The following is a 17,036-nucleotide window of genomic DNA, read 5'->3' as shown; positions in this document are numbered from 1 at the left end:
CCCCGGGCACACGACGCAGTTCTCAAGATGAAGAAGCACCCCCCACTTCCTCATGAGCCGCACCCGTGAGGCGCACGACCTGCACCGCTTTGCACCACCTCCATGACACCCACGTCACCGCCGACGTGTTACCCGACCGGAGGAACCTCCGTGGCCACCAAGCCCAGGTTTCGCAATGATGCGCAAGACGCAGGCGCCGACACCGAAGACCAGAAGCATCCGGTCGACGAGACTCTGCCGCCCCTGAAAATGTTCACCAGCGGTCTCCAGCACGTGGCCGCCATGTACGCGGGGGTCGTGGCCCCGCCCCTGATCGTCGGCGCGGCCGTCGGACTCTCCGGCACCGAGCTGACCTTCCTCACCGGAGCCAGCCTCTTCACCGCGGGACTCGCCACCTTCCTGCAGACGCTCGGCGTCTGGAAGATCGGCGCCCGACTGCCGTTCGTCAACGGCGTCACCTTCGCCGGCGTCGCCCCGATGCTGGCCATCGTCGACACGACGGACGACAAGTCCGACGCCCTGCCGATCATCTTCGGCGCGATCATCGTCGCGGGTCTCCTCGGTTTCATAGCCGCCCCGTACTTCTCCAAGCTCGTCCGCTTCTTCCCGCCCGTGGTCACGGGCACCGTGATCACCCTCATCGGTGTCTCGCTGCTTCCGGTCGCGTTCGGCTGGGCCCAAGGCCCCAATCCGACGGCCGAGGACTACGGTTCGACGACCTACCTGACCCTCGCGGCGATCACGCTCGTCGTCGTGCTGGTCCTGCGCCGCTTCACGCGGGGCTTCCTGAAGCAGATCGCCGTCCTGGTCGGTCTGGTCATCGGCACCCTGATCGCCATCCCGTTCGGCGTCACGGACTTCAGCCCGGTGGCCGAGGCGTCCGTCATCGGCTTCCCGTCGCCGTTCCACTTCGGTGCCCCGCAGTTCGCGCTCGCCGCGATCATCTCCATGATCGTGGTCATGCTCGTCTCGATGACCGAGTCGACCGCCGACATGCTGGCGCTCGGCGAGATCGTCGAGCGGCCGGCCGACGAGAAGACCATCGCGGCCGGACTGCGCGCCGACACCCTCGGCTCGGCCATCAGCCCGTTCTTCAACGGCTTCATGTGCAGTGCCTTCGCCCAGAACATCGGGCTGGTCGCCATGACGAAGATCCGCAGCCGGTTCGTGGTCGCCTGCGGCGGCGGCTTCCTGGTCCTGATGGGCCTGTCGCCGATCGCGGCCTCGCTGATCTCGGTCGTCCCGCGGCCGGTGCTCGGCGGCGCGGGCGTCGTCCTCTTCGGCTCGGTCGCCGCGAGCGGCATCCAGACGCTCGTCAAGGCGGGGCTGGAGAAGGACAACAACGTGCTGATCGTGGCGGTCTCGCTGGCCGTCGGCATCATCCCGATCACGGAGCCGGAGTTCTACCACGCCTTCCCGGAGACCGCGAAGATCATCCTGGACTCGGGCATCTCGACCGGCTGTGTCGCGGCGGTCCTGCTGAACCTGGTCTTCAACCACCTGGGCAAGCGTGGCGACGAGGACACGGTCACCGCGCCCATGGAGCCGGGCGAGGAGATCTCCGAGGCCCGCACGTCCAAGGCGGCGCACGTCCACTGAACACGCCCCGTCGGTCCATCGATCCGGTCCCCGCGTCCGACGCGGGGACCGGTGTCGTGCGTGGACCGGCAGCCCACACCGTCCCTGCGCAGCTCACCGCCTCCGCCGACCCCGGTGTCGTACGGGAAGTCGTCCTCGTCAACCCCAACTCCTCGACGGACACCACCGCGATGATGACCGCGATCGCCCGGCGGTCGCTGGGGCCGCGGGTCCGTGGAGTGACCGCGACGCGCGCCCCTCGGATGCTCACCGACCCGGCCGCCCTGCGCGCGGCCGTCCCGGAGGTGGTCGCGGCCGGCCGGCGGGCCCTGGCCGACGGCGGCTGCGCGGCCCTGCTGGTGGCAGCGTTCGGCGACCCGGGCCTGGCGGAACTGCGGGCGCTCGCCCTCGCCTCGGCGCGAGGGCCGGTGCCGGTCGTCGGCATCGGGGAGGCGGCCCTGCTGGAGGCCGCGGCCTCCGGGCGGAGCTTCGGCATCGCGACGACCACGCCCAAGCTGGAGGGGGCCATCGTCGAGCGGGTCGCCGCCCTCGGCCTCTCCGACCGCTTCACCGGCCTCCGCCTGACCGAGGGCGACCCCGAGGCCCTGTCCGCCGACCCGGAGTCGCTCCGCGAGGGCCTGGCACGCGCGGTGCGGGAGTGCGTCGTACGGGACGGAGCCCGGGCCGTCGTGATCGGAGGCGGCCCGCTGGGCGAGGCGGCCGACTCCTTGCGCGCCCGTTTCGAGACACCGGTGATCGCCCCGATCCCGGCGGCCTGCCGAAGGCTCGCGCGGCTTCTGGCGGCCACCCCCGGCACCACGCGATGATCATCGTCTCTACCCTCTGTCCCATGACGATCGACTGGACGGCCGAGGACCGACGCATGAACCAGGGGCACCGCTTCGACGAGTGGAGCGGCCGGACCTGGGAGCAGTACAGGGAGCCGACCCCGCCGCCGCTGTCCGAGCCGGAGATCCGGGAAGCGGAGGAGGAGCTGGGGATCACCTTCCCCGCCGAGTACCGCGACCACCTGCTCCGGCACAGCGCCGGCGGCAAGGTGAACCGACTCCGCCGAGGGCCCGCCGGCTGGGTCTGGCACGGCGACTCCGAGACCAACTACGACCTGCTCACCACGGACTTCCCCCACCCCGACTCCTACCGCGCCTACGAGGACGAACTCGACGAGCGCGAGCCGCTGAGGGAGCACTTCGCGGACGACGGCGCGTTCCAGCGGGCCTGGGACGACTGGGACGCCGAATACGGGGTGCACCAGGAGCGCAAGACCGCGGGAGCGGTGTTCATCCGGGAGCACGGCTGTGGCTTCCACGCCCTTCTCGTCGTCACCGGACCGCACCGGGGCACCATGTGGTTCGACGGCCGGGCCACCTGTGACCGAATTCTTCCGCTGACCCTGAACGGCCGTCCACCGTCGTTCGCGGACTGGCTCGATCAGGGTCAGATGATGCCCTGGTGAACGACCTGGGGCGGCCTTCCACGGCCGCCCCGCGGTCAGGACGCCGGCGGGCGCCAGTCCGGGCGTCGGCCGCTCAGGCCCACCACCCGGTCGAGCTGGGGCGCGCCGTCCGGGACCGGGACGATCGGGCCGAAGAAGCCCTCCTCGGCCGGAGCGTCCTCCTCCGGGGTCAGCAGGCCCTCGGACACGGCCAGTTCCTCCTCGCTCACCTCGTAGGCCTGGTCCGTCGAGCGTGCCAGGTCCCAGCCGTGGATCAGCAGCTCGTTGAGCGCGACCATGCCCATGACCGCCGCGGGCATGTCGATGCCGCCCGCCTGGGTGTCCCCCTCCCAGGCGCCAGGCTCGCGCCAGGCCGCCGCCAGCTCGTTCAGGGCCTTCGGCAGGCCCGCGCGCCAGTCGTCCTCCAGGACCGGCCGGACCGAGCCGGGCGGTGTGCCGGTCGTCGCCCCGAAGTCCTTGCGGGCCGCGTCGCGGAAGGCCACGCTCAGGCTCGCGACATGGGCGAGCACCTCCCGTACCGCGTACTCGGGGCAGGGCGTCGGGTCCCCGAGCCGCTCGTCGCCGATGCCCTCGGCGAGTCGTGCCACCCGCTCCGCGGCCGTTCCCAGATCGATGTGCTCCGTCTTCTCCATGCCAACTGAGACCGTCGGGGAGGCCGGAACTCATCGGTCCGTGCCGATCCGTCGCCCGCACTCCCTCGCCAGCACGGGATAGGCCGCCGCGATCGCCTCGTACAGCCGCCTGTTCAGCAGTCGTTCGGCCTCCGCCCGGCCCGTCGACCCGTACAGCCCGTCGAGCAGCGTCTCGTACCGCGACAGCGCATGCCGCAGATAGCTCACCTGCCAGCGCACCAGCGCCCCCGCCGCGACCCCTCCGGGACTGCGGGCACCGAGCAGATGGCGGTGTCGCACGGCCCGCCGCTCCAGCTCGGCGGCCGGGAGGCGTGGCACCTCGATCGGCTCCGCCCGGATCGAGGCGAGCACCGCCTTCCGGCGGGCCTCGGCCCCCGCTTCCGCGGCCGAGGAGCGTCGGCCCGAGGAGGCGGCGCACCGTGTGAACTCCGGTGTCCGCTCCACCGCCTCCACCCGCGCCAGGCGATACAGCCGCACCGGCGCGATCGACCACCGGCGGGGATCCCGGCCCTGCACATCGGGCGCCCCCAGCAGATCGCGCACCATCGCGTCGCTCCACCCGCGCTCGCGCAGCCCGGCCTGCGTCAGAAAGGTCGTACGGTCCGTCATGATTCCCCCATCCTCGGTCACGGAGAGTGACGAATCCAGTGAAGCGCACCCCACTGACAACGCCCCCTTGCCGAGGCCCTCCCCTCCGTGTCATACAGGTCTGGACCATTCCGACGGACGGAGGCATTCCTGTGCAACGCCCGCTCGCCGCCAGCCTGTTGACCGTCGCAGCCCTCGCCCTCGCGGCCTGCTCCGGCGGCCCCGAGAAGGACACCCACAGCCCCACCGCCCCCACCGGAGTCACCGCGTCCGCAGGCAGCGCGAGCACCGTCCACGTCATGTGGAGCGCGGCCACCGACGACCGAGGGGTCACCGGCTACGAGGTCTACCGACAGGGCCGCAAGGTGAAGGACCTCCCCGCCACGACCCTCATGGTCGACATCGTGAACCTCGCCCCCGCCACCCCGTACACCTTCACCGTCCGCGCCCGCGACGCCGCCGGAAACCGATCGGCCCCCAGCCCTCCCGTCCCCGCCACCACTCTCGCCGCGACCGCCCGGGACCGCACGCCCCCGACGACCCCGCGAGCCCTGCGCGCCACGCCCGCCGGCAGCCGCGCGGCCACCCTGACCTGGACCCCCGCCCGCGACGACACCAGGATCACCGCGTACGACGTCTACCAGGCCGACGCCCGCGTCCACACCGTCCCCGGCACGGCGACCACCGCCCGCATCACCGGTCTGCGGCCCGGCACGGTCTACTCCTTCACCGTCCGCGCCCGCGACGCCGCCGAGAACTCCTCCCCGGACAGCAACCCCGCCGACCTCACCACCACCCCGGCCCCCGGCGCCGCCCCCAACACCGCGCCGACGAACCTGAAGGCGATCGCCACCGAGGGCGAGATCACCCTCACCTGGACCCCGCCCGGCACCGGCGCCCCGGTCAAGGAACACCAGCTCTACCTGAACGAAGCCTTCGCCACGACGATCATCTGGGGAGCCGACCCCCCACCCGGCCCCGCCACCTACACCTTCACGGTCCCCACCACCCCCGGCACCCGCTACAGCGTCAAACTCCGCGCCCGCCTCCCCGACGGCACCTGGGGTGACTTCTCCGCCCAGCGGACCGTTGTCGTCCCATGACGGCGCCGCCTCAGGCGTCGTCGTCCGGCGCGCGCCGGAACTACCCTGGGAAAGGTGGCAGGGACCGTGCTCTCCAACACCGGGCTCGACGCGTTCCTCGACGGAACCCCGGAGCTCCGCGACCCTTCGTCCGCACGCGCCGCCGACGCCGTGCTCGGTCTGTTGTCGCTGCGCGGGGCCGACCGGCGGAGCGGGCTGCCCGAGCCGACCGTCTCCCTCGTGCGGCATCTGCTGGTCGAGGACGTGCCGGCCTTCGTGTACGCGACGCCCGAGGAGCTGACGGCCTATCCCGCCGTGCTCGTGGCGCTCACCGAGCGCGTCCGGGAGGCCGGGCGGCTCAATGCCAAGCGCCAGGCGCGGATCGTGGCCGCCATCGAGGAGACCGTGCCCGACTTCGAGCGGGCGATGCGGGACCCCGGCAATCTGACCTGGCAGCGCTGGTACGCCTCGTTGCTGCGGGCCGACGGCGCCGACCCCGCCGACCCCACCGCCGTCCGGGCGTGGCTCGCCGCCCATGACGGGGTCGTCCCGCCCGACGGACTGCGCAGGGCCGACCTGATGAACCGGAGCGAGCTCGCCGACATGGTGCTCGCCGAGGCGCTGACCAGCGCCTACGTGCGGGAGGCGGAAGCGCCCTCGCCCGCCGGGCCGCTCCTGTCCGACGGCGACGTCTCGCACGGGGTCGGGAAGGTGGCCGGCCGGCTGGTCGACCGCTGGACCGCCGAGGGGCTCGCCGGGGCGCTCGCGGGGCCGTACGCCCATCTCGCGCCCGGCCCGGACGCCTTCCCACACCTCGTCCTCGCCGACACCCTCCTCGACGAGCACCTGAACTACTACGAGGACTCCGCCGTCCCCCTGCCACCGCCTCCCGTCGAGGCGCGCGACCCCCAGCGGTCCGTCGAGGCCGGTGCCGACCTGCTCGCCGCGGCCGTCGAGGAGATGAAGAGCGAGTCCGGCGGCCTGTACGACGGCGAGGCCGCGCACCTGCTGTACGCGCTCTACCAGCGGGGCTCCTGCGCCGAATCGGTCGCGCGCAGGGCCGCCGAGTTCGAGGACTGGCCGGTCGACCCCCGCCTGGAGGACGCGCCCGTACTCGTACCGGCGAAGGCCCACGACGCCTATGTGGTCCCGCCCGTGGACGAGCTGTCCCGGCTCGTGGGGGCGCCCGTCACCGACGACGAGCGGGCCCGGCTCGAACCGTCAGCGCGGGCCATGGCCGACACCGTCGACCGGCTGGCCGGGACCGGCATGGTCTTCCGTACCGGCGACGCCTTCGGCCTCACGCCCTGGGGCGTCGAGGTCCTGCACTATCTGATGCGGGTCCGGGGCGTCGCGGCACCCGACGCCGCCGAGGCCGTCGCCTGGGACGCCCCGACCGTGATCGCCGCAGCCGAGGGCTGGTCCGCCTCCGCCGCCACGCGTGTCCTGACCGAATGGCTCCACGCCCGAGGGGACACCGACGACGCCTGGTCCCAGCTGCTCGCCGCCCTCGGCACGGTCAACGCCGGGACGTACGAGGCCGCCGACACCCGCGCCGTCTTCGGCTTCCTCGACCCGGCCGCCGCACCGGTCGAGGCCCTGCACGGGGCCCTCGACGACCCGGTGATGGGCGCGTACGCGTACGGCGTCCTGCGGGCCAGGGGCGAGCCGGCGGACGAGACCCGAGTGCCGCTGTCCGCCCGCGCCGTGCTGATCCTGGACCGGCTCTCCCGCCGCACGGCCGGGCGGGCGGTCCTCGACTCCGCCGCCGAGGGCTGGCCGGGCGGTGTCGAGGCCCTGGTGAAGGAGATGGCGGCGGCCGACCCGTACCGGGCGGAGCGGACGCTCGGCGCGCTCGGTCTCACAGCGCCCGGGATCGGGATGTCCGAGTCGAGGACGGGGAGGCCGCGGGCACGGCGCCGGAACCGGGGGAAGCGCCGCGCCCGCTGAGCAACCCCGTGGGGGGTCGAGCCGACGGCCGTCAGGATACGGCCGTCAGGTACATCCCGGAGGCGCCGGTACCGGCCGTGTTGCGGCAGGAGAAGTTCCCGCTCGGCTGCGCGTGGATCAGCGAGAGACAGCGGCCGAGCGCCGACTGGCCGTAGTGGTTGGGGTGGACGTTCTCCTGGATCGGGCCCTGCGTCTGGTTCTGGTCGATCCAGCGCACCCATTCGCTGGTCGTGGCCGAGGCCGGCACCGTCGCGCTGACCTGCTTGCTGGCCTTCGCGCACACCTCGCGGCCCTGCAGCATGTCCCGCAGATCCATGAACTGCACGCCCTTGGCCGCGGCGACGCCCTTGAGACGGTTGGCGACCTGCGGCACGAGCGAGTCCCGGGCCCAGTCGGAGTCCAGGTTCCAGAACGGGCAGCCGCCCGTGTTGGTACGGCTCCAGCCGCTCTCGCCGTAGCGGTTGTCGGCGGCGCGCGGGATGGGGGAGGGGTACGACTGGAGCACGATCCGGTACGAGGAGGCGGCGTACCCGGCGCCGGACATCACCGCCCGGATCTCGTCGACGGACTTGCCGACGCCCGCCATCGCGGCGTCGATCTTGGCGTCGACCTCCTCCTGCTGGTCGTCGTGGCAGTAGGAGTACCAGACGATGTAGTCGGTCGCGCAGCTCCGGATGATGTCGGCGAAGCCCAGGTCGTTGCCGCCGATGGACAGCACGATCGTCTTCACGTCGTGCGAGGCGGCGACGGCCGCGAGCTGGTCGGCCTGCGGAGCCTCGCCCTTGTAGGCCCTGCCGCCGTTCGACGCCCGGAAGACGTTCTCGGTCGTGGCGCCCGAGCAGGCGATGTTGATCAGCGCGGAGGCGATCCCGGTGGCGCTCTTCACCTCGGCCCCGTCGGAGCGGTGACAGCCGTTGGCCGCGGTGGTGCCGTAGACCCGCGAGGGGTCGTACGCGCTTCCCGTCCATGCCCGGTCGGTCCCGTTACGGCTGCCGCTGGTGGTGAGGCTGTTGCCCTGCCAGCGTCCGGCCTCCCCGGAGATGTAGCTGTCGCCCATCGAGACGACGGCGGTGGGGCCGGAACCGGAGCTCGCGGCGGCGGGGGAGGTGCCACCTGCGGCCACCAGGCCGGTGACGGCCAGCGAGGCGGCGAGAACCGCGCGCACGGCACGGTGGGGAAAGCGGCGGGGGGTGGGCATGGCTGTGCTCCTGCGTCCTTGCAGTGGAGTGAGGGACAGCCGCCGGCCGGTGGCAAGGCGGAATCTGGCACGCCGTGGCTTGTTACCGCTAGGTAGCTGCGCGTCTCGGTTGCGTCACATGCCCTGTGAAACGCACTGGAGCGAAAATGGCTCCGCCCCCGGAGCTGTGCGTTCACCGGGGGCGGAGCCTGTTCGTGATGTGACCGAAGGTGCTGGTCGGCTGCTGTGCGGGTCAGCCGGCCGGCAGGTCAGCCGGTCAGCTGGTCGTACGCCGGGAGAGTCAGGAAGTCGGCGTAGTCGGCGTCGAGGGAGACGTGCAGCAGCAGGTCGTGGGCCTGCTGCCACTTGCCGGCCGTGAAGGCCTCCTCGCCGATCTCCTCGCGGATCGCGGCCAGTTCCTCCGCCGCGACCTTGCGGGCCAGCTCGGGAGTGGCCTTCACGGTCTTTCCGTCGTGCTCGAACTCCACACCGGCGTTGATCCACTGCCAGATCTGCGAGCGCGAGATCTCGGCCGTGGCCGCGTCCTCCATCAGGTTGAAGATGGCGACCGCGCCGAGGCCGCGGAGCCAGGCCTCGATGTAGCGGGTGCCGACCTGGACGGCGTTGCGCAGGCCGTCGTACGTCGGCTTCGCGTCGAGGGAGTCGATCGCGATCAGATCGCCGGGAGCCACCGAGACGTCCTCGCGCAGCCGGTCCTTCTGGTTCGGCCTGTCGCCGAGCACCGCGTCGAAGGAGGCCATGGCGATCGGGACCAGGTCCGGGTGGGCGACCCAGGAGCCGTCGAAGCCGTCGCCGGCCTCGCGGTCCTTGTCCGCCTTGACCTTCTCGAAGGCGACCTTGTTGACCTCGGCGTCCTTGCGGGACGGGATGAAGGCCGCCATGCCGCCGATCGCGTGCGCGCCGCGCTTGTGGCAGGTGCGGACCAGGAGTTCGGTGTACGCCCGCATGAACGGGGCCGTCATCGTGACCGCGTTGCGGTCCGGCAGCACGAACTTGGCGCCGCCGTCGCGGAAGTTCTTGACGATGGAGAAGAGGTAGTCCCAGCGGCCCGCGTTGAGGCCGGCCGCGTGGTCGCGGAGCTCGTAGAGGATCTCCTCCATCTCGTACGCGGCCGTGATCGTCTCGATCAGCACGGTGGCGCGGACGGTGCCCTGCGGGATGCCGACGTAGTCCTGGGCGTAGACGAAGATGTCGTTCCAGAGGCGGGCCTCCAGGTGCGACTCCGTCTTCGGAAGGTAGAAGTACGGGCCCTTGCCGAGCTCGATGAGGCGCTTGGCGTTGTGGAAGAAGTACAGACCGAAGTCGACCAGCGCGCCGGGGACCGCGCGGCCCTCGAAGGTGAGGTGGCGCTCCTCCAAGTGCCAGCCGCGCGGCCGCATGACGACCGTGGCCAGCTCGTCGGCCGCCTTCAGTGCGTACGACTTGCCCGACTTCGGGTCGGTGAAGTCGATGTTCCGGGTGTACGCGTCGATCAGGTTGACCTGGCCGAGGACGACGTTCTCCCAGGTGGGGGCCGAGGCGTCCTCGAAGTCGGCGAGCCAGACCCTGGCGCCCGAGTTCAGGGCGTTGATCGTCATCTTGCGGTCGGTCGGGCCGGTGATCTCGACCCGGCGGTCGTTCAGGGCCGCCGGGGCCGGCGCGACACGCCAGGAGTCGTCCGCGCGGACGGCGGCGGTCTCCGGGAGGAAGTCGAGGGTCGAGGTACGGGCGATCTCGGCGCGGCGCTCCGCCCGGCGGGCGAGGAGCTCGTCCCGGCGAGGCGTGAACCGCCGGTGCAGCTCCGCCACGAAGGCGAGGGCCGCGTCGGTCAGCACCTCCTCCTGCCTCGGCAGGGGTTCGGCTTCGACGACGGCCAGGGGGGACGGCGCTGGTGCGGACATGGACTGTCACTTCCTTCAGCGGGCTTCACGGGCGGTGCCTTGCGGCCGCCGGGCGTCGCGGATCGGCACGGAGTGCCGCAGGCGCCGAGATACGACCGCGAGCGCCCTCAGAGGATCAGGCGCTTCTGAACAGTGGATACTAGTTTCCTCATGGTGGAAGTTCAATCGTTTGTTGATGTCGAGATTCTCTGGATCGACAGAAGGTGGCGCTCAGTGCCACGTTCTTCACTCCAGGTGCGCCAGATCCGCCTCCGTGTCGATGTCGTAGGGCTCGGCCACATCCGAGCAGTCCACGAGCGTGATCGCATCCCGGTGCGCCTTCAGATAGTCACGTGCCCCCTGGTCGCCGACCGCACCCCCCGCGATGTCCGCCCAGCGGTCCGCGCCGAACAGCACCGGATGGCCCCGCTTCCCCTCGTACGAGGCCGCCGCCAGGGAATCGGGCGAGCGGTACGCCGACCGGACCCGGGTCACCGCCTCGGCGCCGATCCCCGGCTGGTCGACCAGCGAGACCAGCGCGGCGTCCACCGGCAGCGCTTCGGCGGCGAGCGAGGCCAGTCCGGCCCGCAGCGAGGACCCCATGCCCTCGGCCCACTCCGGGTTGTCGACCAGCACGCAGCCCGGCAGCTGCGCCCGCTCCCTTACGAGATCGGCCGAGGCCCCGAGCACCACATGGATCACCTCGCAGCCGCCCTCCCGCAGCACCCGCACCGCATGCTCGACCAGCGGGCGGCCGCGATGGGTCAGGAGCGCCTTGGGGCGGCCGCCGAGGCGTCGGCCGCCGCCCGCGGCCAACAGCAATCCGGCGATCTGCGGGACGGAACGAGGTGTTTGTGTCATGAGGACTGCATACCCCATGCGCCCCCGTGCGCCGGGCGTGCACACGGACGCCTGAATTACGTCCACGGAGTGGCGCACCCGGCGCGCGATGGCGTTAACTGGCTCGCGACTCCGGGCGCCTGACCATCGTTCGACGGGTCTGGTCGGTGTGTGGAGTTCGCCGCACAGTGTCGTGCGAGGGGGAGAACTTTGTTGCGTAGCGTTGGGCAGAGGTGTGTGAGGACCGGCAGCGGCGAGGACCCGAGGGTGGCTGAGCTGCGTGCCGCCGTCTCCCGGCTCCGCCGGGAACTGGCGGGCCACCCGGTCGAGTTCACCGACCGTGGCATCGCCGAGGACGAACTCGCCGCGCTGGACGCGATGGCCGCCGGCGGAGTCCCCGAAGTACGGCGTCTGCGCCGCTCCCTGCTGCTGATCGCCGGTTCGATCGGTTCCGTCAGTGCCCTGTCGAACGGTCTTACGGGTGTCCGTCAGGCCGTCGAGCTCTTCGGAGAGCCCCCGCGCGAGCTCCAGTGACCTCGCCCGGCATGACGGGGGCGGCGGGGGCTCGCGAGGCGGCGGCTTGCGGGGCGGCGGCGACTGTCCCATAGTCCGAGGTATGGACGCGCGCGAGGCGGCGCTCCGTCAGGCGTACGACCATGCCGTCCGCTGGCTGGCCAGCCTGTCCGAGCGCCCGGTCCCCGCCCGCGCTTCGGTCGACGAGATCGTGAGCGCGCTCGGTGCCGCACTGCCCGACGGTCCCAGCACGCCCTCCGAGGTCGTCGACCTGCTGGCCACGGCCTGTGAACCGGGGCTCACGGCGTTCCCCAGCGGCCGCTTCTACGGATTCGTCGTCGGCGGCGGCGAACCGGCCGCGCTGGCCACGGACTGGCTGGTCAGCGCCTGGGACCAGAACGCCGTGATGCGCACCGTCTCCCCCGCGTACGCGGCGGCGGAGGAGATCGCCGGCGCCTGGCTGCTCGATCTGCTCGGGCTGCCCGAGGACGCCGCCGTCGGCTTCACCACGGGCGCCACGATGGCGAACTTCACGTGCCTCGCCGCCGCACGCGACGAGGTGGTGCGGCGCGTCGGCGGGGACGTCGCCCGTGAGGGACTCGCGGGCGGACGGGCCGTGCGTGTCGTCGCGGGCGAGCACCGTCACATGGCCATCGACCTGGCCCTGCGCTACCTGGGCCTCGGGAGGCCCGAGCTGGTGGCGGCGGACGACCAGGGGCGCATCCGGCCCGAGGCCCTCCGCGACGCCCTGGCGTCCGGCGGGCGGAACCCCACACTCGTGATCCTGCAGGCCGGCGACATCCACTCCGGCGCCTTCGACCCCTTCGCCGAGACGATCCGGGCGGCTCGTGAGGCGGACGCCTGGGTGCACGTCGACGGCGCCTTCGGACTCTGGGCCGCCGCCTCCCCGCGGTACGCGCATCTGTCGGCCGGCTGCGAGCTGGCCGACTCCTGGGCGACCGATGCCCACAAGACCCTGAACGTCCCCTACGACTGCGGCCTCGCGATCGTGCGCGATCCGTCCGCGCTCCGGGCGGCGATGGGCCTGCGGGGCGACTACCTCATCCAGCACGCGCTCGGAGACCCCATCGACAAGGTCCCCGAGCTCTCCCGGCGCGGCAGGGCCTTCCCGGTCTGGGCCGCCCTCAGGTCCCTCGGCCGATCAGGCGTGGCCGACCTGGTCGAGCGCCTGTGCCGGCACGCGTCCGCCTTCGCCACCGGCATCGCGGGGATCGACGGCGCGACCGTCCTCAACGACGTGGTGTTCACCCAGGTCTGCGCCGAGCTCGGCGACGACGCGCGCACGGAACGGGTGCTCGCCCGGTTGCTGGACGACGGCACGACATGGATCAGCGGCTCCACCTGGCACGGCCGACGGGTCATGCGCATCTCGGTCAGCAACTGGTCCACGACCGACGACGACGTGACGCGAGCCCTCGACGCGATCCGGCGCGCGGCGGCGGGAACGTGAGGCGGCGGGAGGGGGAGGCGGAGGGCGTGTGAGGCGGTGCGCCCTGCGCCGGGAAGGCCCCACGTCCGAGGGGCCCACGTCCCAAGGGCCCGCCTCCTCCGGGGCCCGCGTCGCGCCGTGACTACCGTCGGATCAGGCGGCGTGCCGTCGCCGTCGCCACCGCTGCCGTGCGGGAGTCGACGCCGAGTTTCGCGAAGATGTGCACCAGATGGGACTTCACCGTCGCCTGGCTGAGGAACAGCGCCTTGCTGATCTGCTGGTTCGACAGGCCCTCGCCCACCAGCTGGAGCACCTCCAGCTCCCGCTTCGTCAGCGCCTCCGCCGGCATCCGCATCCGGTCCATCAGCCGGTGCGCCACCGCCGGGGCCAGCGCCGACTGGCCCGCCGCCGCCGTACGGACCGCCGCCGCCAGTTCGTCCGGCGGCGCGTCCTTCAGCAGATAGCCCGAGGCGCCCGCCTCGACCGCCGCCAGGATGTCCGCGTCCGTGTCGTATGTCGTCAGGACGAGGACCCGCGGCCCGCCCGCCCGTGCGGTGATCGCCGCCGTGGCCTCCGAGCCGTGCATCCCGGCCCCGAACTGGAGGTCCATCAGCACCACGTCCACCCCGCCCGCCGCGGCCAGCTCCACGGCCCGCTCGGCGGTCGCCGCCTCGCCGACCACGGCGAAGTCCGGTTCCGTGTCCAGTACCGCGCGCAGCCCGGCCCGTACCACCGGGTGGTCGTCGGCGAGCAGGAGACGGATCGTCATGTCGACACTCCAGCGGGAAGAGGGAGGGAGACGGCGACGGCCGTGCCCTGACCGGGCGCGGACTCCACCGTGAACGTGCCACCGAGCGACTCCGCCCGCGAACGCATGGCCGGCAACCCGAACCCGCCCTCCGGGGAGGGCGCGAGCAGCGTCGGGTCGAAGCCCTTGCCGTCGTCGACCACGTCCAGCGTCACGGAGGCGTCCATGAACGACAGCGTGATCTCCGCGCGCGCCGCCGATGCATGCCGCACCGTGTTGGCGAACGCCGACTGCGCGATGCGCAGCAGCGCCACCTCGTACGGGGTCGGCAGCTCCGCCGGTGTCCCGCTGAGCGTGAAGCGCGCCCGCAACGGCACCCCCGGGCTCGGCTCGCACAGCCGCTCCAGCGCGGCCGCCAGCGAACCGTGCTCCAGATCCGGCGGCGACAGGGCCCGTACGAACCGTCGCGCCTCCGCTAGATTGTCCTGCGCAGCCCGCCGCGCCCGCTCGATGTGCCCGGCCGCGGGCGAATCCTCCGGCAGGGCCCGTTCGGCCGCCCGCAGCAGCAGCTGGATCGAGGAGAGACCCTGCGCCAGCGTGTCGTGGATCTCGCGGGCGAGGCGTTCGCGCTCCGCGAGCGTGCCCGCGTGCCTCTCGGCCGCCGCCAGCTCGGCCCGGGTCTCGATCAGCTCCTCCACCATCCGCCGTCGCCGCTCGCTCTCCCGGTACAGCGCCTGGTAGCCGAGCACCGTCGCCACCGCCACCGCCGCGCCGAGCAGCGGCCCGATGAAGACGCCGGGGTTCAGCGGCGCGCCGTGCCGTACGTACGAGAGGATCGCCGCGACCGCCGTGAGCCCGACCGTCGGCAGTGACCAGCGCATCGGCAGCAGATGCAGCTGGAGGAAGTACAGCGGGAACGCCACCCACAGCCCCTCGGGGGTGGCCCACAGCAGCGCCAGCCATGACGCGCACAGCGCCGCCAGCCACACCGCGGCGGCCCGCTGCGAGTCCCGTACGGACGGCAGGGCCGACCCTGCCGCGTACACCGCGCCGGTCACCACCGCCAGGACGACGCCGGCCGCCGAGTCCGCCCGGACCGCCGCCAGGGCGAGCAGGCCCGCCATCAGCAGATGCAGGCAGAGGCGCAGCGCGCGCAGAGCAGGGGTGAGGGAACGCGGATCCATGATCTGTCCAGCGTAGGCGGGGGCAGACAATCCGGACTCAACCGAAAGTTTGATTGCGGAGCCATCCGTGGCGCGATGCCGCGGGCCATGGACCGCCGGGAAGCTTGATCCCATGTTCGTGGCATGGAGAGACCTACGCTTCGCCAGAGGGCGATTCACCCTGATGGGCACAGTGATCGTGCTCATCACACTGCTCGTCGGACTGCTGTCCGGGCTGACGTCCGGGCTGGCCCGCGAGAACATCTCGGCGATCACGGGCCTGCCCGCGGACCGGCTGTCCTTCGCCGCCCCGCCCTCCGGCCAGTCGGTCTCCTTCACCAACTCGACGGTGACGGAGAGCGAGTGGCGGCGGTGGGCGCAGCGGCCCGGCGTCACGAGCGCGCAGCCACTCGGCATCCGCACGCTCAACGCTGCCGCCGGGGACCGTACGGCCGCGGTATCGGCCTTCGGCACGGAGCCCTCGGCCGGTCTCGCCCCGGAGAGCCGGAAGCTGGCGCCCGGCCGGGTCGTCCTCTCCGAGTCCGCCGCCGAGGAGCTCGATGTCGAGGTGGGCGGGGCGGTACGCCTCGGTCCGCTGGAGGCCACCGTCGCGGCCGTGGCCGGCGACGCCTCGTACAGCCACACGCCCGTCGCCTGGACCTCGCTCGACGACTGGCAGAAGCTCGGGCACAACGGCACCACGCCCGAGGAGCAGGCCACCGTCATCGCGCTGAGCGTCGCAGAGGACGCGGACCTCGGGGCGGGCGACGCGGCGCTGGGCACCGAGTCGCGGACGATCGACGAGGCTCTGACCGCCATAGGGTCCTACCAGGCCGAGAACGGCTCGCTGCAGATGATGCGCGGCTTCCTCTTCGTCATCTCCGCGCTGGTCATAGGGGCCTTCTTCACCGTCTGGACGATCCAGCGCAGCGGCGACGTGGCCGTGCTGAAGGCGCTCGGCGCCTCGACCCCGTACCTGCTGAAGGACGCGCTCGGGCAGGCGGTGCTGATGCTCACCGCGGGCACGCTGCTCGGCACCGGCCTCGCGGTCGGCGCGGGCGTGCTGATCAGCGGCGGGGACGTGCCGTTCGTACTGGATCCGCTGACCGTGCTCGGGCCGGCCGCCGTGATGATCGTCCTCGGTGTCCTCGGCGCCGCCCTGTCCATCCGGCGGATCACCGCCGTCGACCCGCTGACCGCGCTCGGGAGCGCCCGATGACTCTGTTGCTCGAAGACGTGACGCTGACGTACCCGGACGGCGAGGGGCGGCTCACCGCCCTCGACTCGGTCTCCCTGGAGGTGCCGGCGGGCCGTCTGACCGCGGTCGTCGGCCCCTCCGGCTCCGGTAAGTCAAGCCTGCTGGCGGTGGCCGCGACGCTGGTGACCCCGGACCGGGGGCGGGTCGTCGTGGCCGGTACGGAGACGGGGACGCTGGACGCGGCCGGTCGGGCCGCGCTGCGGCGCGAGCGGGTCGGGATCGTCTTCCAGCAGCCGAATCTGCTGGGATCGCTGACGGCGGCGGAGCAGCTGCAGGTGATGGCGCATCTGTCGGGAGCCAGGCCGAAGGCGGTACGGGAACGGGCTCTGGCCCTCCTGGACGCGGTCGGCCTCGCGGACCTGGCGGGCCGCCGGCCGCACCAGCTCTCGGGCGGTCAGCGGCAGCGCGTCAACATCGCACGGGCGCTGATGAACGAACCGTCGGTCCTGCTGGTCGACGAGCCGACGAGCGCGTTGGACCATGAGCGGGGGGCGGAGGTCGTGGCCTTGCTGGCGACGCTGACACGGGAGCGGGGGACGGCGACGGTGTTGGTGACGCACGACTACACGCATCTGGCATGCGTGGACGGGACGGTGCTGGTGCAGGACGGCCGCGTCACGGAACGGACCCCGGCGTCCTGAGCCGCCGGGCCGGGGTTGAGGGTGGGCACCGCCTCGCGGTACGCCTGCCCACAACCCCGCTC

16 protein-coding genes are annotated in these 17,036 nt (G+C 72.4%); 9 read left to right on the top strand and 7 right to left on the bottom strand.

The genetic code is table 11. From position 1 onward, the window contains the following. Positions 1–150: 150 nt before the first annotated feature. Genes ACFQ7Q_RS03730 through ACFQ7Q_RS03720 form a run of 3 tightly spaced genes read left to right on the top strand, consistent with a single transcriptional unit; the run spans position 151 to position 3,052 of the window. Positions 151–1,599: a nucleobase:cation symporter-2 family protein gene (locus ACFQ7Q_RS03730; RefSeq protein ID WP_383549366.1), complete on the top strand. Its 1,449-nt coding sequence runs from the start codon at positions 151–153 to the stop codon at positions 1,597–1,599. Between the two features lie 56 nt (positions 1,600–1,655). After that, positions 1,656–2,405, top strand: a complete 750-nt coding sequence (locus tag ACFQ7Q_RS03725; protein WP_383549364.1) for an aspartate/glutamate racemase family protein — start codon at positions 1,656–1,658, stop codon at positions 2,403–2,405. Between the two features lie 23 nt (positions 2,406–2,428). Beyond that, positions 2,429–3,052: an SMI1/KNR4 family protein gene (locus tag ACFQ7Q_RS03720; RefSeq protein WP_383549361.1), complete on the top strand. Its 624-nt coding sequence runs from the start codon at positions 2,429–2,431 to the stop codon at positions 3,050–3,052. A gap of 35 nt (positions 3,053–3,087) precedes the next feature. On the opposite strand, the gene ACFQ7Q_RS03715 is transcribed toward ACFQ7Q_RS03720, so the two are convergent. Next, positions 3,088–3,684, bottom strand: a complete 597-nt coding sequence (locus ACFQ7Q_RS03715) for a TIGR03086 family metal-binding protein (RefSeq protein WP_383549358.1) — start codon at positions 3,682–3,684, stop codon at positions 3,088–3,090. Between the two features lie 30 nt (positions 3,685–3,714). Continuing rightward, positions 3,715–4,293: a hypothetical protein gene (locus ACFQ7Q_RS03710; protein WP_383549355.1), complete on the bottom strand. Its 579-nt coding sequence runs from the start codon at positions 4,291–4,293 to the stop codon at positions 3,715–3,717. 131 nt (positions 4,294–4,424) lie between these two features. Here ACFQ7Q_RS03710 and ACFQ7Q_RS03705 point away from each other — a divergent pair, with 131 nt between their 5' ends. Both ACFQ7Q_RS03705 and ACFQ7Q_RS03700 read left to right on the top strand, forming a co-directional pair. Continuing rightward, positions 4,425–5,375, top strand: coding sequence for a fibronectin type III domain-containing protein (locus ACFQ7Q_RS03705; protein ID WP_383549353.1), 951 nt, complete (start codon positions 4,425–4,427; stop codon positions 5,373–5,375). 54 nt (positions 5,376–5,429) lie between these two features. Further along, entirely contained in the window at positions 5,430–7,304 is a 1,875-nt protein-coding gene (locus tag ACFQ7Q_RS03700) for a hypothetical protein (RefSeq protein WP_383549350.1), read from the top strand. 31 nt (positions 7,305–7,335) lie between these two features. Here ACFQ7Q_RS03700 and ACFQ7Q_RS03695 read toward each other — a convergent pair whose 3' ends face one another. The 3 genes from ACFQ7Q_RS03695 to ACFQ7Q_RS03685 form a co-directional block, all read right to left on the bottom strand. Then, on the bottom strand, positions 7,336–8,502 hold the full coding sequence (locus ACFQ7Q_RS03695) for a GDSL-type esterase/lipase family protein (RefSeq protein WP_383549347.1): 1,167 nt from the start codon (positions 8,500–8,502) through the stop codon (positions 7,336–7,338). A 248-nt stretch (positions 8,503–8,750) separates the two neighbouring features. Continuing rightward, the gene (gene aceB, locus ACFQ7Q_RS03690) at positions 8,751–10,382 is read right to left on the bottom strand and encodes a malate synthase A (RefSeq protein WP_383549344.1); all 1,632 of its coding nucleotides are present in this window, start codon (positions 10,380–10,382) and stop codon (positions 8,751–8,753) included. 225 nt (positions 10,383–10,607) lie between these two features. Continuing rightward, on the bottom strand, positions 10,608–11,222 hold the full coding sequence (locus tag ACFQ7Q_RS03685) for an NTP transferase domain-containing protein (RefSeq protein WP_383549342.1): 615 nt from the start codon (positions 11,220–11,222) through the stop codon (positions 10,608–10,610). Positions 11,223–11,411: 189 nt separating this feature from the next. Between ACFQ7Q_RS03685 and ACFQ7Q_RS03680 the strand changes: the two genes are divergently transcribed. Together ACFQ7Q_RS03680 and ACFQ7Q_RS03675 are read left to right on the top strand one after the other, a co-directional pair. Beyond that, complete coding sequence (locus ACFQ7Q_RS03680; protein ID WP_383549340.1) at positions 11,412–11,735, top strand: DUF5955 family protein; 324 nt, start codon at positions 11,412–11,414, stop codon at positions 11,733–11,735. Between the two features lie 82 nt (positions 11,736–11,817). Next, positions 11,818–13,185 carry a pyridoxal phosphate-dependent decarboxylase family protein gene (locus ACFQ7Q_RS03675; RefSeq protein WP_383549337.1) on the top strand — a complete coding sequence of 456 codons (1,368 nt, stop codon included), beginning with the start codon at positions 11,818–11,820 and terminating at the stop codon, positions 13,183–13,185. Positions 13,186–13,306: 121 nt separating this feature from the next. On the opposite strand, the gene ACFQ7Q_RS03670 is transcribed toward ACFQ7Q_RS03675, so the two are convergent. Both ACFQ7Q_RS03670 and ACFQ7Q_RS03665 read right to left on the bottom strand, forming a co-directional pair. Continuing rightward, the gene (locus tag ACFQ7Q_RS03670) at positions 13,307–13,933 is read right to left on the bottom strand and encodes a response regulator (RefSeq protein ID WP_383549334.1); all 627 of its coding nucleotides are present in this window, start codon (positions 13,931–13,933) and stop codon (positions 13,307–13,309) included. Continuing rightward, complete coding sequence (locus tag ACFQ7Q_RS03665; protein ID WP_383549332.1) at positions 13,930–15,096, bottom strand: sensor histidine kinase; 1,167 nt, start codon at positions 15,094–15,096, stop codon at positions 13,930–13,932. The genes ACFQ7Q_RS03670 and ACFQ7Q_RS03665 overlap by 4 nt, the downstream gene beginning before the upstream one ends. Positions 15,097–15,208: 112 nt before the next feature. Here ACFQ7Q_RS03665 and ACFQ7Q_RS03660 point away from each other — a divergent pair, with 112 nt between their 5' ends. Both ACFQ7Q_RS03660 and ACFQ7Q_RS03655 read left to right on the top strand, forming a co-directional pair. After that, complete coding sequence (locus tag ACFQ7Q_RS03660) at positions 15,209–16,294, top strand: ABC transporter permease (protein WP_383549329.1); 1,086 nt, start codon at positions 15,209–15,211, stop codon at positions 16,292–16,294. Next, positions 16,291–16,974 (top strand): ABC transporter ATP-binding protein, encoded by a 684-nt coding sequence (locus ACFQ7Q_RS03655; RefSeq protein ID WP_383549326.1) that lies wholly within the window; start codon positions 16,291–16,293, stop codon positions 16,972–16,974. Before ACFQ7Q_RS03660 ends, ACFQ7Q_RS03655 begins: the two co-directional genes overlap by 4 nt. Positions 16,975–17,036: the final 62 nt, after the last annotated feature.

The sequence above is a fragment of the Streptomyces sp. NPDC056527 genome (assembly GCF_042794475.1).
Taxonomy (GTDB): domain Bacteria; phylum Actinomycetota; class Actinomycetes; order Streptomycetales; family Streptomycetaceae; genus Streptomyces.
This window is presented reverse-complemented; position numbering and strand designations above follow the sequence as displayed.

What these genes read in the sequence shown, in the direction of transcription:
- ACFQ7Q_RS03675 (WP_383549337.1), top strand. Translation starts at nt 11,818, where the DNA reads ATGGACGCGCGCGAGGCGGCGCTCCGTCAGGCGTACGACCATGCCGTC.
- ACFQ7Q_RS03710 (WP_383549355.1), bottom strand. Translation starts at nt 4,293, where the DNA reads ATGACGGACCGTACGACCTTTCTGACGCAGGCCGGGCTGCGCGAGCGC.
- ACFQ7Q_RS03665 (WP_383549332.1), bottom strand. Translation starts at nt 15,096, where the DNA reads ATGGATCCGCGTTCCCTCACCCCTGCTCTGCGCGCGCTGCGCCTCTGC.
- aceB (WP_383549344.1), bottom strand. Translation starts at nt 10,382, where the DNA reads ATGTCCGCACCAGCGCCGTCCCCCCTGGCCGTCGTCGAAGCCGAACCC.
- ACFQ7Q_RS03670 (WP_383549334.1), bottom strand. Translation starts at nt 13,933, where the DNA reads ATGACGATCCGTCTCCTGCTCGCCGACGACCACCCGGTGGTACGGGCC.
- ACFQ7Q_RS03685 (WP_383549342.1), bottom strand. Translation starts at nt 11,222, where the DNA reads ATGACACAAACACCTCGTTCCGTCCCGCAGATCGCCGGATTGCTGTTG.
- ACFQ7Q_RS03715 (WP_383549358.1), bottom strand. Translation starts at nt 3,684, where the DNA reads ATGGAGAAGACGGAGCACATCGATCTGGGAACGGCCGCGGAGCGGGTG.
- ACFQ7Q_RS03720 (WP_383549361.1), top strand. Translation starts at nt 2,429, where the DNA reads ATGACGATCGACTGGACGGCCGAGGACCGACGCATGAACCAGGGGCAC.
- ACFQ7Q_RS03655 (WP_383549326.1), top strand. Translation starts at nt 16,291, where the DNA reads ATGACTCTGTTGCTCGAAGACGTGACGCTGACGTACCCGGACGGCGAG.
- ACFQ7Q_RS03660 (WP_383549329.1), top strand. Translation starts at nt 15,209, where the DNA reads ATGTTCGTGGCATGGAGAGACCTACGCTTCGCCAGAGGGCGATTCACC.
- ACFQ7Q_RS03695 (WP_383549347.1), bottom strand. Translation starts at nt 8,502, where the DNA reads ATGCCCACCCCCCGCCGCTTTCCCCACCGTGCCGTGCGCGCGGTTCTC.